Source organism: Nonomuraea ferruginea (assembly GCF_039540635.1).
Classification (GTDB): Bacteria; Actinomycetota; Actinomycetes; order Streptosporangiales; family Streptosporangiaceae; genus Nonomuraea; species Nonomuraea ferruginea.
On record NZ_BAABFD010000017.1, the window covers coordinates 155653 to 170063 of the forward strand.

Annotated in this window: 17 protein-coding genes; 10 read left to right on the top strand and 7 right to left on the bottom strand. The window is 69.0% G+C overall.

The window, feature by feature from the left end; translation table 11 throughout:
* Nucleotides 1-16: 16 nt before the first annotated feature.
* Nucleotides 17-1402, bottom strand: a complete 1386-nt coding sequence (locus ABD999_RS29930) for an amidohydrolase family protein (RefSeq protein ID WP_271277080.1) — start codon at nt 1400-1402, stop codon at nt 17-19.
* Nucleotides 1399-2160 carry an Atu4866 domain-containing protein gene (locus ABD999_RS29935; protein ID WP_345483003.1) on the bottom strand — a complete coding sequence of 254 codons (762 nt, stop codon included), beginning with the start codon at nt 2158-2160 and terminating at the stop codon, nt 1399-1401. Before ABD999_RS29935 ends, ABD999_RS29930 begins: the two co-directional genes overlap by 4 nt.
* Nucleotides 2161-2262: 102 nt before the next feature.
* On the opposite strand from ABD999_RS29935, the gene ABD999_RS29940 reads away from it, so the two are divergent.
* Nucleotides 2263-3117: a helix-turn-helix transcriptional regulator gene (locus ABD999_RS29940; RefSeq protein WP_271277405.1), complete on the top strand. Its 855-nt coding sequence runs from the start codon at nt 2263-2265 to the stop codon at nt 3115-3117.
* Complete coding sequence (locus ABD999_RS29945) at nt 3114-3584, top strand: Atu4866 domain-containing protein (RefSeq protein ID WP_271277404.1); 471 nt, start codon at nt 3114-3116, stop codon at nt 3582-3584. The genes ABD999_RS29940 and ABD999_RS29945 overlap by 4 nt, the downstream gene beginning before the upstream one ends.
* Before the next feature lie 130 nt (nt 3585-3714).
* Here the strand turns inward: ABD999_RS29945 and ABD999_RS29950 are convergent, their stop codons facing one another.
* Both ABD999_RS29950 and ABD999_RS29955 read right to left on the bottom strand, forming a co-directional pair.
* Nucleotides 3715-4956, bottom strand: a complete 1242-nt coding sequence (locus tag ABD999_RS29950; protein ID WP_271277403.1) for a chymotrypsin family serine protease — start codon at nt 4954-4956, stop codon at nt 3715-3717.
* Nucleotides 4957-5427: 471 nt separating this feature from the next.
* Nucleotides 5428-6135 carry an alpha/beta fold hydrolase gene (locus ABD999_RS29955; protein WP_271277402.1) on the bottom strand — a complete coding sequence of 236 codons (708 nt, stop codon included), beginning with the start codon at nt 6133-6135 and terminating at the stop codon, nt 5428-5430.
* Between the two features lie 80 nt (nt 6136-6215).
* Between ABD999_RS29955 and ABD999_RS29960 the strand changes: the two genes are divergently transcribed.
* The 6 genes from ABD999_RS29960 to ABD999_RS29985 all read left to right on the top strand — a co-directional run bounded on the left by ABD999_RS29960 (nt 6216) and on the right by ABD999_RS29985 (nt 10324).
* Entirely contained in the window at nt 6216-7187 is a 972-nt protein-coding gene (locus tag ABD999_RS29960) for a helix-turn-helix transcriptional regulator (RefSeq protein ID WP_271277401.1), read from the top strand.
* 1 nt (nt 7188) lies between these two features.
* Entirely contained in the window at nt 7189-7347 is a 159-nt protein-coding gene (locus ABD999_RS29965) for a hypothetical protein (RefSeq protein ID WP_271277400.1), read from the top strand.
* A gap of 196 nt (nt 7348-7543) precedes the next feature.
* Nucleotides 7544-8353, top strand: a complete 810-nt coding sequence (locus ABD999_RS29970; RefSeq protein WP_271277399.1) for an alpha/beta fold hydrolase — start codon at nt 7544-7546, stop codon at nt 8351-8353.
* 37 nt (nt 8354-8390) lie between these two features.
* Complete coding sequence (locus ABD999_RS29975; protein WP_271277398.1) at nt 8391-9275, top strand: AraC family transcriptional regulator; 885 nt, start codon at nt 8391-8393, stop codon at nt 9273-9275.
* Between the two features lie 396 nt (nt 9276-9671).
* Nucleotides 9672-9932, top strand: coding sequence for a type II toxin-antitoxin system Phd/YefM family antitoxin (locus ABD999_RS29980; RefSeq protein ID WP_271277397.1), 261 nt, complete (start codon nt 9672-9674; stop codon nt 9930-9932).
* Nucleotides 9917-10324: a PIN domain-containing protein gene (locus tag ABD999_RS29985; protein ID WP_271277396.1), complete on the top strand. Its 408-nt coding sequence runs from the start codon at nt 9917-9919 to the stop codon at nt 10322-10324. Before ABD999_RS29980 ends, ABD999_RS29985 begins: the two co-directional genes overlap by 16 nt.
* A 331-nt stretch (nt 10325-10655) precedes the next feature.
* On the opposite strand, the gene ABD999_RS29990 is transcribed toward ABD999_RS29985, so the two are convergent.
* Nucleotides 10656-11201 carry an AAA family ATPase gene (locus tag ABD999_RS29990; protein ID WP_271277395.1) on the bottom strand — a complete coding sequence of 182 codons (546 nt, stop codon included), beginning with the start codon at nt 11199-11201 and terminating at the stop codon, nt 10656-10658.
* Between the two features lie 587 nt (nt 11202-11788).
* Here ABD999_RS29990 and ABD999_RS29995 point away from each other — a divergent pair.
* Nucleotides 11789-12094: a hypothetical protein gene (locus ABD999_RS29995; RefSeq protein WP_148035304.1), complete on the top strand. Its 306-nt coding sequence runs from the start codon at nt 11789-11791 to the stop codon at nt 12092-12094.
* A gap of 156 nt (nt 12095-12250) precedes the next feature.
* Complete coding sequence (locus ABD999_RS30000; RefSeq protein ID WP_219543003.1) at nt 12251-12460, top strand: hypothetical protein; 210 nt, start codon at nt 12251-12253, stop codon at nt 12458-12460.
* Between the two features lie 54 nt (nt 12461-12514).
* Here the strand turns inward: ABD999_RS30000 and ABD999_RS30005 are convergent, their stop codons facing one another.
* Both ABD999_RS30005 and ABD999_RS30010 read right to left on the bottom strand, forming a co-directional pair.
* Complete coding sequence (locus ABD999_RS30005; RefSeq protein WP_271277394.1) at nt 12515-13174, bottom strand: response regulator; 660 nt, start codon at nt 13172-13174, stop codon at nt 12515-12517.
* Nucleotides 13171-14334: a sensor histidine kinase gene (locus tag ABD999_RS30010; RefSeq protein WP_271277393.1), complete on the bottom strand. Its 1164-nt coding sequence runs from the start codon at nt 14332-14334 to the stop codon at nt 13171-13173. The genes ABD999_RS30005 and ABD999_RS30010 overlap by 4 nt, the downstream gene beginning before the upstream one ends.
* Nucleotides 14335-14411 lie beyond the last annotated feature (77 nt).

Below are 14411 nucleotides of genomic sequence, written 5' to 3' on the forward strand. Positions count from 1 at the left end.
CCGGGCGCTCAGGACATCAAGCGGCCTGCCGACCGGTGATGGCGTCGACCGAGTCGTGCACCTGGGTGCGCAGGTCGTCCACGTCGACGCCGACGAGGCGCCCGGCCCACTTGCGGACGCGACCGGCGACCCAGACCGAGGTGATGTTGCCACGGTCGGCACCGAGCACGAGAGTCCCGACCGGGTCGTGCAGCGGCATGGTGTTGAGGTCCTCCGCGTCGACGACGATGAGATCCGCCTGCTTGCCGGGTGTGATGGACCCGGTGGTGTGGTCGAGCCGGAGCGTTCGGGCGCCGGACAGCGTCGCGAAGTCCAGGACGTCGCGTGTCGTGATGCGTACGGGCTCGTTGTCGGTGCCGTAGGCGGCGTGGACGGCGCGCATGCGTTGGACGGCGAGCAGGGTGCGCATCTGCGTGAACATGTCCGACGCGAGCGCGACCTCGACATCCACCGACAGACCGGGCCGGATGCCGTGTTCGAGCGCCTCGTCGACCGGTGGGACGGCGTCTTCGAGGCCAATCTGCATGTCGGAGGTCGGCGCGAGCGACACGGTGACGCCCGTGTCGCGCATCGCGGACCACGCGTCGCCGGACAGGGCCGTCGAGTGGATCGACTCGATGTGCGGTCCGAGCAGTCCCTCTCGCTCCCACCGCACGATCGCCTCGGACGCCGCCGCCCCGAACATGACGTCGAGGCTCACTCCGATGCCGAGGTCCGCCGCGACCCGAGCCAGGTCGTGGCCGTAGGCGAGGCGTGCCCCGGCGATATCAGGGGTGGCGAGAGCGGCGAGTCTCAGCGTGACCAGCTGGTCGTCGGTGGAGAAGTAGGTCGTCCGAAGTCGTGCCAGGTCGTGCGGCCACTGCTGGTCCCAGTCGCCGAAATGCGGGCTCATCGACGCGTGTACGCCGCGGATGCCGGATTCGAGCAACGCGGTGATCGCGGCGTCGGAGTGCTCGCCGGTTCGGGAGTTGTGGGAGAAGTCGAGCATCGTGGTGATCCCGCAGTCCAGCGCCGTGAGCGCCGCCAGGCGGGTTCCGACGTACATGTCGTGCGGCTGGTACAGCGGCGCGACCTGCATGAGCGTGGACTGGAGATAGCCCGCGAGGTCGTTGACGTCGGGGATGGTGCGCCGCATCTGGGCCTGCCAGGAGTGCCGGTGCGTGTCGACGAACCCGGGGGCGACGATGGAACCCGACACGTCGATGACGATCGCGTTCGCCGCCGTCAGGCCGCGGCCGACCTCCGCGATCCGATCGCCGCGCAGGAGCACGTCGGCGTCTTCGAGCGTCCCCAGTACGGGGTCCACGGTCACCACGGTACCGCCGGTGAGCAGGACCAGACGGTCCGGATCACGCTCGGCGGTGGTGAGCGTTTCGAGGGTGGGCAGGAGGTTCTCTGTCATCGGACGTCCTTACGGCGCATCGTGTAGCCGGCGTGGTGCAGGGTGTCCCCGTCGAATTGGCCGAAGGCCCAGAATCCGAGGTCGTCGAGATAGTCGATGCGCTCGCCGTCGATCCAGTAGCGGCCTTGGTACGCGTGCGCGCGTCCGCCGCGGGTCTCGTCGTAGCGGCCGTCGGCGGTCAGCTCCTGGTGCAGGAAGTCCTCGGTGTCGATCCAGACGCCGACCCGGTCCGGGTCGACGCGGCCCGCGACGCCTGCGTCGGCGTCCGTCGTCGCGGGGTGCCGCGACGACGGGGCGAGCACGGTCCCGCCCCATGCGATCGGCACGCCGTCACGCAGGACCGCGCGCAGCCGCCCCGGATCGGTCAGCGAGGTACGCAGCGCCGTGGGCAGGTCCGGCGCGTCGGCGTCGTCCAGGACGGCGAGGTGCGCCGGGACACCCGGGGTGAGCGTGCCCGAACCCGCTGTGCCCGGACCCTCTGTGTGCGGGGCGTACGCGAGCATGGCGCTGATGTCCAGGACGGCGGGGATGATCGTGGTACCCGTGGCACGGATCACCACGGCGTTGTCGTCTTCGGCGGCGGTGATGATGCCCGGGCCGACACCGACGACGAGTCCCGCGCCGATCAGCACGTCGGCGTGCTCCATGGTCCCGATGACCGGGTTGAGGGTGTGCACGGTGGCATCGGTCAGCAGCAGTGGACGAGCGGCGCCCGTGAGGACGGCGTCAAGGTCAGCGGAAGTGAAGATTTCGGTCATGCGTTTGATTGTTGACAGGGCCTGGTCAGGGGAGAAGGCCGTGTTCGTCCTGGGTGCACTGGGACCAGGCTCCCGGCCGCGGGGAAACATAGCCTGGTCGGCATGACAACCTCAAGACTGGGTGACTACCTACAGGCCCGGCGCGCGCAGGTGGCGCCGCCCGATGTCGGTCTGCCCGAGGACGGGCGGCGGCGCGTCCCCGGCCTGCGCCGCGAAGAGGTCGCGATGCTGGCCCGCATCAGCGTGGACTACTACCTGCGGCTGGAGCAGGGGCGTGAGCGGCGGCCATCGCCGCAGGTCCTGGACGCACTGAGTGACGCTCTGCTGCTGGACGACGACGGCCGGCTGCACCTGTACCGAATCGGGGGCGTGATCCCGCCCCCACGCCGGCAGGGCAGCATCGAGCAGGCGGCCCCCCAGTTGCTGGCATTGGCCGAGCTGTGGGACCGCACGCCGGCCCTGCTCCTGGGACGGGCCTACGACGTCCTGGCCGCGAACACGTTGGGGCGCGCGGTCTTCGACCACCTCCAACCCGGCACGAACCTGCTGCTCACGATTTTCCTCGACCCGTCGGTTCGCTCGTTCTACATCGACTGGGAGAAGGCCGCGGCCAATGTGGTCGCGGGATTCCGTTTCCTCGAAGGCGCCTGGCCGCACGACCCGAGGATCCAGGAGGTGCTGCGGACTGCCATGGAGAACAGCCGCGAGTTCACCGACCTCTGGCGGCGGCGGGACGCACGCGGCAAGAGTGACGCCGCGAAGGTCCTGCTTCATCCCGATGTCGGCGAGCTGACCCTGCAGCTACAGGCCTTCGACGTACGCTCCGCTCCAGGGCAGCAGTTGATCGTCTACCACGCTCAGGAGGGCACCCGGACCGCGAACGCGCTGCGTCTGCTCGGCTCGCTGACGGTGACTCGCTCCGGAGACCGGGACGATATGCGAGGGAGGACCTCGTGAAGACCCGCCTCGAAACCATGGTCGGCGGCATGGGCGTCGCCGTGTTCCTCGCCGGAGGTCTCGCCGCGTGCTCCGCGGGGCCGGACAGCGAAGGACTCGCAGGCCCTGACAACGCGGCGCAGCACGGCCGGCAGGAGACGCCGTCACCCGCCACGGCGACAGCACGGACACGCCCGGACGAGAACGGAGAGGCGTCACCGCACCCGTACGTCGGAATGTGGGTGACGGCCGACGGGCACATCCGCCAGGAGCTGCTCGCGAACGGCCGCTACGACGAGGCCCGCGGAGAGCGGGAGAGCGCCTACACGGGTTCCTATGTGGTCTCCGGGACCCGGATCGAGTACGCCGACGACACCGGATTCAGCGCGGACGGGACGTTCGACGGAGACGTACTGCACCACGGGGGCTACCTCTTCTACCGAGAGGGCAGCGACGCGCACCGACGAGCCGAGGAGGAACAACGGTGACGAACAGGGCACGGGCGGCGACGACGACGATCGGCACACCCGTCCTGCTCATCACCACACCCGACGGTTTTCAAAGAGCGTTCTTCGGTCCCGCCCGCGTACCCGTTCGGCCTCTCGTCAGGTCGAGGCGTCAGCCGGTCATGACGGCGATTCCCGGGAATGCGGAGGTCGCGTTGCTCCACGGCGCGTAGTACAGCCGCCAGGAGCAGACCCGGCCGGTGACGACGTAGCCGGTGCAGGGCACCTGAGCACTGGTGTCGATGAGGGAGATGACCCCTACCGCGTACTGCTGGGTGATGCCGGACGGTTCCGGAGTCTCCACCGGGCCGCCGCTGTCGCCCTGGCCGGCCGCGTTCTTGTACGTCGGACTCTCGACGCGGACCAGGCCACGGAAGGTGTCTCTGGGACCCAAGATCGTGACGTTGATCGCCTTCACCTGGCAGAGGCAGACGGTGCCCGAGTAGGCGCCGGAGGTGCAGAGCCACATGCCCACGTAGGAGGCGGAGGTGCCGACGACCGGGTTGCTGAACTCCGGGGGTGTGGCGGCGGGGTCGTTGTTGTAGACACGACCGGCGGTGTTCGCGCGGATCAGCATCACGTCGCGGCTGGTGTTGGCATAGGCGATCGGGCCGATCACCTGGCCGGTCGGGTCGGTGGCCGTCTGCCCGACGCTGCCGCAGTGGGCCGCGGACAGCATCCAGCTCACCCCGCCGAGAGTGACGGCGAAGCCCGTCGAGCAGCCGAGCCCGGTGCCGGCGTTGCGCCAGGCCGCGCCGCCCAGCCAGGGTGCGTCGCCGTTCCAGCGGCTGGCCGGGGCCGGCGTGACGCCGGCCTCCACGGTGACCGGCACCGCCGAGCCGGCGACCTTCGAGCGGGTCAGGCCGTGGTCGGCGCCCGAGACCGTCAGGCCCGAGCCGTCGACGTTCGGCGCGATCGAGGTGATCGCGCCGCCGGAGGCGCGAACCAGGCGGTTCATCTCGCTCTCCAGTTCCCGGGCCGAGTAGGCCGCGGGCAGGACACTGACCGGGACGTCCCGGCGCAGTCGGCCGACCAGGTCGTCGATGCGCTCGGGGGTGTCTCCCTTCCAGTAGACGCGCAGTTCACGGTTCTCCGGCGCCGCGACGATGCCGGCGAACCCGGTGTCGCCCCGCGTCTTGACGGCGGCGGTGACGCGGTCGGCGGCCTTGACCAGCTTCTCCTGGGTGGCCACCAGATCCTTCCAGGAGGCGAAACCACCCGGGACCTCGGCGGTGTCGGCGGCGTCCTTGACGGCGGCGGGGGCCGCGGTGGCCTGGACGGCGCCCACTGCGACCATGGCGAAGGCGACTCCCAGCGCCACTGCCAGGCGTGCGGTGATTGGGGGGATTTTCACCGGAGGCTCCTCTGTGCTTACTTGAGGGGATGCCTCCGATATTTCATGTGTTTACGGGGCAATCAATAGCTTGACATCGATTTATAGAGTGGTAAATTAATATAGTCAGACAGCTTTGTGATCCCGAGGAGTTCCCCACGGCGCAGGCCGAGGCAGAGCGCGGTGTCGACGCTTCAGCTGCGCGGGGGAAGAGCGGTTCCTGCTGGGTGCGGCGGTATCGGACGTTCGGACTGCGATGGCTGCCACCGACGTGCGCGGAGGAGACGGCCCGCCGAACAACGCCGCACCCGCGATCGTGGCGATCGCTGTGACTGAGTTGCTTGTCGGCGTGGAGATGGCCTCGATGTGGCCGACGGCCCAACGATCAGGCTTTCGGGGACGACGTCTCGCGTTGATCCCTGGCCCGCTTGTTCACTGAGGTTCGTCCGCGTCACCACGTAAGGCTTCTCACGAGGGTGAACGAGGAGATTGTCAGAGCAACGCGGCGAGGTCCGCCGGTCGCGTGAACATCGGCCAGTGGCCGGTCGGCAGCTCGACGAAGGTCCATTGGGGTGTGCCGAGCTCGGCGAAAGCCGGATTCCCCGAGGCGATCAGCTCGCGAATCACCGCCACCGGCATCGTCGAGGCGACCATGGTCTTCGGCGTCGCCGGGATCCGCCCCGGCCGCTGAACCGACTGGGTGACCGCGCCCCACGGCTCCGCCGTCGCCTTCGCGCTGATCTGCGCCCAATACTCCTGGGTCAGTCCGGCGAACATCCCCTCTCCCTCTTCGAAGGCGGGCGGGTCGAGCGCACAGCCGTCCCCGACCTGAGCGCGCCAGGCCTTCTGCGTGGCCTCGTCATTGAAGTCGATCACCGCCACACCGGACGGCAGCGGCGCGGTGTCGACATAGACCACCCGGCTGAGCCGCTCGGGATGCCGGTCGGCGACCGCGGTCACCGGGACATTCGCCCCGCTGTGCCCGACCAGGACCACCTCCTCCCATCCGTCCATCGCCGCGAGGATGTCCAGGACATGGGTCTCCACGCCGACCTCCGGCGACAGCTCCCCGGCCCGCTCCGCCAACCCCGTCAGGGTGACCGCCCGCACCTGGTGTCCCGCGGCGCGCAGCTCTTGCGCCACCTCGTCCCAGGCCCAGGCGCCGAGCCAGAAGCCGGGAACCAGCACGTAGTTCGCCATCTCATCGTCCTTCCAGTGAGCCGACGTCGCTACGCTAAAGCTGATAGCGGACAGAACCCGCCCGGATTAAGAGGTGACCTGTGTCATATCCGGCGACCCGGATGCTGGCGATGCTCGAACTGCTCCAGGCACACCACGAGCTGGGCGGCCGCGACCTGGCGCAGCGCCTCGGTGTGGACGAGCGGACCGTCCGGCGCTACGCCGCCCGGCTCGCCGAACTGGGCATCCCGGTCACCGCCGAGCGCGGCCGCTACGGCGGCTACCACCTGATGCCCGGCTACAAGCTGCCCCCGCTGATGCTCACCGACGACGAGGCCACCGCCGTGGTTCTCGGCCTGCTCGCCGGACGCCGCCTCGGCCTCGCCGCCGAGGCCACCGAGGCCGCCTTGGCCAAGATCCGGCGGGTGCTGCCGATCACGCTACGGGAACAGGTCGGCGCGCTGGAGGAGACCTTGGGCTTCACCCTCGCCGAACGTGCGGCGCCGACACCCGCGAGCCGGGCCGTGCTGACCCTGGCCGCCGCGATCCGCGACCGCCGCCGGGTCACCCTGCGCTACCGCTCCTGGAAGGGCGACCAGACCGAACGCGAACTGGACGGCCACGGCCTGGTCTTCCACTCCGGCCGCTGGTACGTGACCGGTCACGACCACCGGTCCGGCGAGACCCGCACCTTTCGGCTCGACCGGATCTCCACCGTCGTGCCGGGGGCTGCCTCCTACGAGATTCCCGAGGAGTCCGACCCGGTGCGGCAGGTGACCGCGTCGCTGGCCCAGGTGCCGTACGCGCACGTCGTCGAGGTCGTCCTGCACGTTCCCCTCGCCGAGGCTGCCCGCCGCGTCCCGCCGTCGGTGGCCACCCTCACCGAGGCCCCGGACGGAGTCCTCCTGCGGATGCGGGCCGAGTCCCTGGACGGCATGGCCGCCATGCTCGCCGGGCTCGGCTTCCGGTTCACGATCGTGTCGCCGAGGGAACTGCGGACCGCCGTCCAGCGCCTGGCCGAGCGCCTGCTGACCTTCGGCGCCGACGGCGACCGTCAGCCGACATGCCACTGAGGTGCGACCCGGGACGGAGCCGAGTCGCACCGCGCTGAACGGCACCGACCACCGCAGTCATGACGAGCGGAACACAGCGATCGGCGCCTACGTACGCTGGCACAACGCCCAAGCCCAGCCCAAGACGAACAGCCGCTCGCCGTGGCTGGTCATCCGGTGACCATGGCTGCGGTGACACAGCGCTGACAGCAACGTCCCCACACACCGACGCATCCGCGCCACCGTCCCCACGCGCCCTGCCCGCGGGCACGCAGTGCTGGTTGATCGATCGTGCCCCATGCTGGTCCGTCGGTCGTCGAGCCTGCGGGAACATTCGTCCAAGACTGATGGTCGAGCGTCCGTGCATAGTCCCGTGCATGAGTAAGTACGAGTTCGAGCGCTCGCATCGGATGCACGTGATCCACAACGGCCCGCGACAGGCGCCGCCACTGCTGCTCATCCACGGATCGGGGGCTTCGGGCGCCTCCTGGAGCCCGATGGTCCCGGAACTCGCCGGCCACCATCACCTCATCCGGGTCGACCTCCCAGGCTGCGGCCAGTCCCCGCCCGCGCCATCGTACGAGGTGCCCGACCAAGCAGTCCGGGTGGCGGCGGTGCTCGACGACCTCGGCCTTGGTCCCGTCGCCGCGGTGGGGCACTCCAGCGGCGGCTACGTCGCCACCGCGCTGGCAGAACAGCGCCCCGACCTGGTGAGGTCGCTCGTGCTGATCAGCACCGGCCCGAGTCCCGATGCGCTGCTTCCGCAGCCGTTCATCCTCCGGGTCCTGTTGGGCCCGCCTCTCGGTCCCTTGTTGTGGTCGAGGCGTTCGGACGCGATGATCCGCAGAGGGCTCAGCGCGACGGCCGCTCGCCCGGTGCAGATCCCGGACGACATGGTCGCCGAACTGCGAGGGATCTCCTACCGCGTGTTCAGGACGGTGCTGCGCCGAAACAGCGCGTACATCGCCGAGCGAAGCGTGCCCGAGCGTCTGGCCGCCCTCCAGGTACCGGTTATGGTGATCTTCGGCGCCGCCGACCCCCGCTGGAAGCCGTCGTCGGCGCACCAGTACGACGCGGTGCCCAGCTCCCGGGTCGAACTGCTGCCCGGCGTCGGGCACCTACCCATGTTGGAAGCCCCCGAGACGACCAGCGAACTGCTGCTGGACTTCACGGGAACATGCCACTGACACCAGGCCCGCGATCCCTGACGCCTAGAGTGGTCATGTGCTGTCGACAGGGGCACCACCCGACTGGGCGCAGGTGGAGGTCGCCGTCCCGCGCCCATCAGGTCGGCTGCCGGGGATCAGCATGGCCGGGTTCCATCACCGTTCCCCCGCACCCGTCGACATCGCCATGGTCGCGCACCCGTCCGTCACCTTGCTCGTCGATCTGAGCGACGGAGAAGGCATCGTCTACGACATCCACGGCCGACGCGAGCGCGGCAGTGTCGTCGTCGGGCTCCTCCCAGGCGATTTTCGAGCAACCGGCCGAGGAGTCGGACAGTGCCTCCAGATCCGGTTCGAGCCGGTGGCGGCGGCCGCGGTGTTCGGCGCATCGATCGAGCTCACCGGGACGCTGGTAGCCCTTGAGGATGTCTGGGGTCGCGACGCCGAGCAAGCCGAGGACAAGCTGCGCGCCGCTTCGTCATGGGACGAACGGTTCACGATCGTGGCGGACATCCTCGGCTGGCGGCTGCGCGCCCGCCCGCCGGTTCATCCGGAAGTCGCCTACACCTGGCGGCGGACGCTCACCAGCCGGGGGCGGGTGCGAGTCGACGGCCTGGCGGACGAGGTCGGCTGGAGCCGCAAACGCCTGTGGTCCCGATTCCGGTCCCAGCTCGGCATCACCCCCAAACGCGCCGCCCAACTGGTGCGCTTCGACCACGCCGCCCACCTTCTCGCAGCGGGTAACGCCGCCGCCGGCGTCGCCGCCGAGAGCGGCTATGTCGACCAATCCCACCTCCACCGTGAGGTCAAGACGTTCGCCGGGCTCACGCCCACGGCCGTGGCCGCCGCGCCGTGGCTCGCGATCGACGACGTTGCGTGGCCGGCCTCATCGCCAAACCGGAGCCCTGCGAAGAATGGCGAACGCAGCCCCGACCTTCGTTGAACAGCCTGCCTACGAAGATGCGGCTTCCACGTGCTGCGTGGACGGCACGGTGCGACTGTAAGAACTGGATCACTAGGCCCCGCAGCCAAGCTCGTAAGCAAGTGTTCTGCAGAGGCCGTGACGATCGCCGACTTCGGTGCCTGCCGTACCTGGCTAGGGCGATCGCCTGCTGGGCCCTCCTCCGTCGACCTCCAGGCCGCGGTATGTCAGCAGGACGATCGCCACACCTGAAAAGCGGAAGGTCGGCGGTTCGACCCCGCCCCTGACCACCTCATCTGACCAGCAAGAATGCCCCGTAGCGATCATCGCTCCGCGGGCGTTTTGGTGTCCGCTGACATGGAGGGTCGTCATCGGTTCGGCTGGCTCATCCTCATGGGATCAGATAATCTGATATCTATGAAGGTGATGACTGCCACTGAGGCGTCTCGAAGCTTTGCGTCGGTGCTCGACGAGGCCGAGCGCGGGGAGACAATCGTGGTGACTCGCGGTGGGAAGCAGATCGCTGTGATCGGGCCCGCACCGACAGCGCCGGGGCGTATGGTCAAGGCGTTTTTGGCAAGCAGAGCCGGGACGTTGGACGCCGATTTCGAAGCTGACGTGGCGGCGGCCCGCGAGGCGATCGACAGCGAGATGAGGGGCACATGGCCCGACGCCTGATCCTTGACACCGGTGTGCTCATTGCGGCCGAGCGAGGCAAGGCATCCGTTGACGCGGTGATAGGAGACGCCGATGATGTTGCGATCTCGGCGATCACTGTGGCCGAGCTGCTCGTCGGCGTGGAGCTGGCCGATGCGGCACGACGGCCCGATCGGCAGACCTTTGTGGACCAAGTTCTCGCGTTGATCCCTGTTGAGGAGTACACGACGGACGTCGCCAGAGTCCATGCCCGTCTGATGGCGCATGTCCGACGAGAGGGGAAGTCGCGAGGCGCGTACGATCTGCTGATCGCGGCTACGGCCGCGGCCACCGCGAGAACGGTGCTGACGATGGACGCGTCGGCCGCGTTCGACGATCTCCCCGGCGTGAGCGCTCAGGTGGTTCCTCGCTGAATACCGACGGCAACCCTGATGGCAACGTTCATCACCGTAGCCATACGTGAGGCACCGTTGACGGCCTTCGACCTCCAGGCCGCGGCATGTCAGCAGGGCGATCGCCGCACCTGAAAGCGGAAGGTCGGCGGTTCGCCCCCTCCCCTGACCACCTCATCTGACCAGCAAGAATGCCTCGGAGCGGGTGAGCTCGCGGGGCGTTGTGGCGGAGTGACGATCAGCTGAGGCGTCTTCCAGCTTGCCGAGAGCCTATTGGCTGAGGTGGAAGTTCGGCCTGTGGCAAGCTGAGCGGTCCGCTGGCAGGACAACATGCGCAGAGTCCGCGGGCTGGTCAAGATGCGGCTTCGAGCAACTTCTTGACCGTCGCCACCCGGTCCGGCAGCGGGCCTGGAGCGATCGGCACGCACTCGTAGCCGAGTGAGGTGTAGGTGTCCTGGTGGATCTGCTCGAATCGCAGCGACTCCTCAAAGGTGATCGATCGCGCGTCGGTTGGTGTGACGAACCCGAGGCTCTGAACGAAGAACACCTTCTTGGCGTAGATCTGCTGAGCTTGGATGCGTTCCAATTCGTGGGACAGAGCCGGAGAGACAGGATGGCCGAGGTAAGTGGCCAGGGCGTAGGTGCAGACGGGCGATCGATCGTAGATCTGTACATCACCGGGAAGGGCCGCGGCCTGTTCCTGCCGTCGGCGCTGCAGGGCGGCGATCGCCCCCACGAAGGACGGCTTCGTCCACGGCTCGGGTTCACCCCGAGCCTGCTCCAGGGCGATGACGTCCGTCGCGGCCTCTTCGACGACGGTGTAGCCGTCACACTCCAGCCAACGCAGGATCGTCGTCTTCCCGGCTCCAGGGGTGCCGGTCAGGATGTAGCGCTTCATCGACCGCCTTCGTATGTCTCGGACATGGACGCGGCCCAGCCCGCTTTGTCAGATGGTGTGATCGGCGGTCATCCGGAGGAGGAGATCCCGAGTTCCGGCCCGCGACAGGAGCGAGGGCCTCAATGATCCGTGCATGAGGACAAGCCTCTGGACCCTCTTGGCCGCACTCTACGTGAATCCCGAGCTTGCTCGCCAACATGTTCGTAACCATGCCGACGAACAAGTTGCTCTGACGAACGGGTTTCGCCGCAGTGACTGGTTGGGAAGTCGACGTGGAGATGGCCGATGCGGCCGAGGCGCTCAATCGGGAGGCTTTTGCGGACGGCGTCCTCGCATTAGCTGCCCGCTGTTCCCCTTGTCCTGGATGACTTCCGACGGCGGGATGAAACTTACATCATCGGGTGCGGGAACCGGCCCGTACGAACAATCAAAGGCTGACTCCCCAAAGTGCCCTTGGCCATGCGTTTCACCGTGAGGATAACGGCCGCCGGATTCTTATTGACGAAGTGGCCGATACCGCCGCTAGATCGATATGCGCTAAATCTGTTTTGATCGATATCAAATGCCCGTCCCTCGTAAGGAGAAGCATGCAGAAAGTCAGTTGGCTCCGCCGGCTCGGTCTCGTCTCAGCGGTGGTGGCGGTCGGCCTGGCGACCGCGCCCATGGCCGCGCACGCCGATGGCTATGACACTCCCCGCAGCGCCACTGCTCGGGGGGCGGGCAACACCTACGCGGCCGGGTTAGCGGCGGCCGAACAGCGGGCTCGACAAGACGTCCTCGCGGTCGGCCACGACTGCACCCCTGGGACCTATAGCACGCTGTTGATCTATTCCTCTCCAGGTGGCGGCACATGGGTCTTCGAGTCCACCCATAACGCGATGTGCGTCGACTGATCACGTTGCCGCGGATCGGCGGTTCGGCCCCGCCCCTGACCACCTCATCTGAACAGCAAGAATGCCCCGTAGCGATTGTCGCTCCGGGGCGTTTGCGTTGTGTTGACGGCAACAGGTGGTGGCATGTGCATCTGTGCGGCTGCCAGAATTCCCGGTGTGAGCCGGACCGATAACACCATGCCGCTACGCATTCAGGAGCAGGACGGCCGCCGTTTCAGGCATGACGTCGGCGGGTCCTATGAGGGCATCGGGAAAGACGCGAACATCGCTGAGCGGAAGGCCCGGCAGCGCGTGCGGCTGACCCTGCTACGGGGTGAGGAGCCGGAGCCGACCAGGCACCGCCGAAATGAGAAGTGGCAGTACTGAAAAGCGCTGCAGGAGTGCTTTCGCAGCGAGGTCCGATCACCGGCAGCGGGCTGATCAGCCGCCCTCGCCGGGGCGGACCAGCCCGGACTCGTAGCCGAGGACCACGGCGTGCACCCGGTCGCGCAGGCCGAGTTTGGCGAGTATGCGGGTGATATGCGTCCGGACGGTCGTGGCGGAGATCACCAGCCGGTCGGCGACCTCCTGGTTGTCCAAGCCCCGAGCCATCAGCGTGAACACCTCGAGCTCGCGCGCCGTCAGCCGGGAGAACGCGGCCGGCGGGCGGCCCGGAGGCGGGGTGGCGAGGAACCGTTCGATGAGCCTGCGGGTGATGGCCGGCGCGAGTAGCGCCTCGTCACGGACTACGGTACGGCAGGCATGGACGAGGTCGGGAGGGTCCACGTCCTTGAGGAGGAACCCGCTGGCGCCGGCGCGCAGCGCGTCGTGGACGAGGGCGTCGTCGTCGAAGGTGGTGAGTATCAGGACCTTGGCCGTGGCTCCGGCCCTCGCCAGCTCACGTGTCGCGCCGATCCCGTCGAGCACGGGCATCCGGATGTCCATGAGCACGAGGTCCGGTCGGAGCTCGCGGGCGGCGGCGACCGCCTGCCGGCCGTCGGCGGCCTCGCCCACGACTTCGAGATCTTCCTCGGTCTCCAGGATGAGCCGGAACCCGGCGCGTACGAGTGACTGGTCGTCGGCCAGCAGGATCCGGATCACGCCACGCTCACGGCCCGCACCAGGGGCAGCCGCGCGTGGACGCGGAAGCCTCCGCCCGGCCGGGGCCCGGCCTCGAGGTCGCCCTCGCACAGCCGGGCCCGCTCCGCCATCCCGATCAGGCCGTAACCGGCCCGCTCGGGTGTCCCTGGCCGGGTGGCGCCGTCGTCCTCGATCGTGAGACGCACGGCATGCTCGTCCACGACCACGAGGGTACGGGTGGGTGCGCCCGGGGCGTGGCGCATGACGTTCGTGAGGGACTCCTGGACGATGCGGTAGGCGGCCAGGTCGACCGCCGGCGGCAGCCCGCCGACCGGACCCGTGACCGTCAGCTCGACCGGCACGCCGGCGGCGCGCATGTCGTCGGCGAGATCGCCGAGCCGGGCCAGGGAAGGACGCGGCCCGGCCGCGGGAGCGCCGTCGAGGCCCAGCAGGAACCGCAGCTCGGAAAGCGCGGACTTCGCGGTGGCGCGCACCGAGGCGACCACTGAGCGGGCCTTGACCGGGTCGGACTCCACGATGCGCTCGACCGCGCCGAGCTGGACCACCACGACGCTGACCGTGTGGGCGAGCACGTCGTGCATCTCCCGGGCGATGCGGGAACGTTCCGCGTCCCTCGCCTCACGGGCCCGTTCCTCCCGCTCGTGCTCCAGTTCGCGGGCCAGGCGTCGCAGCTCGGTGATGCGCAGCTGCCGGTCCCGGATGGTGCGGCCCGCGAGCCAGGGCGCGAGCGTGATCAGCCCGGTGAACGCGAAGTCGGCCACCGTCTGTGACGCGGCGAACGGGATCGCGCCCCACACCAGGGCCAGGGCCGCGACCAGGCCGGCGAGCGCCTGGCGGAGCGGGGCGTGGGCGGCGACCGAGTAGACGGTGATGACGAGCGCGATCACCGCCGCGTACCCCTGGCTCGTGACGTCCGCGCCCAGGCCCTCCGCGACGAAGAGGGCCGACCACCCGATCAGGACGGCCGGCAGGGGCCGTCGCCGCCGCCACACGACGGGCGCCGTCATGGCGACCGAGAAGATCAGCGCCGTCGCGCCGCCGTCCCCGGCCATCACCTGCCCGGCGCCGAGCGCGACGAGGACGGCGGCCATCGTGAAGTCGACGAGCCGCGGCCGGGCCCGCAGCCACCGCGCCAGGGCGCCGGCGCCGTCGTCGGTCATGGCACGAACCATAGCGGCGCGCTGCCCGTGCGGCATCGCCCCGGGGAGGTAGGCGCGTACGAGCGGGCTCGTACGCG

Excerpts from the sequence above, each read along its gene's own strand:
- ABD999_RS29970 (WP_271277399.1), top strand. The coding sequence starts at position 7,544 with ATGAGTAAGTACGAGTTCGAGCGCTCGCATCGGATGCACGTGATCCAC.
- ABD999_RS29940 (WP_271277405.1), top strand. The coding sequence starts at position 2,263 with ATGACAACCTCAAGACTGGGTGACTACCTACAGGCCCGGCGCGCGCAG.
- ABD999_RS29980 (WP_271277397.1), top strand. The coding sequence starts at position 9,672 with ATGAAGGTGATGACTGCCACTGAGGCGTCTCGAAGCTTTGCGTCGGTG.
- ABD999_RS29930 (WP_271277080.1), bottom strand. The coding sequence starts at position 1,402 with ATGACAGAGAACCTCCTGCCCACCCTCGAAACGCTCACCACCGCCGAG.
- ABD999_RS29935 (WP_345483003.1), bottom strand. The coding sequence starts at position 2,160 with ATGACCGAAATCTTCACTTCCGCTGACCTTGACGCCGTCCTCACGGGC.
- ABD999_RS30010 (WP_271277393.1), bottom strand. The coding sequence starts at position 14,334 with ATGACCGACGACGGCGCCGGCGCCCTGGCGCGGTGGCTGCGGGCCCGG.
- ABD999_RS29995 (WP_148035304.1), top strand. The coding sequence starts at position 11,789 with ATGCAGAAAGTCAGTTGGCTCCGCCGGCTCGGTCTCGTCTCAGCGGTG.
- ABD999_RS29955 (WP_271277402.1), bottom strand. The coding sequence starts at position 6,135 with ATGGCGAACTACGTGCTGGTTCCCGGCTTCTGGCTCGGCGCCTGGGCC.
- ABD999_RS29990 (WP_271277395.1), bottom strand. The coding sequence starts at position 11,201 with ATGAAGCGCTACATCCTGACCGGCACCCCTGGAGCCGGGAAGACGACG.
- ABD999_RS29985 (WP_271277396.1), top strand. The coding sequence starts at position 9,917 with ATGGCCCGACGCCTGATCCTTGACACCGGTGTGCTCATTGCGGCCGAG.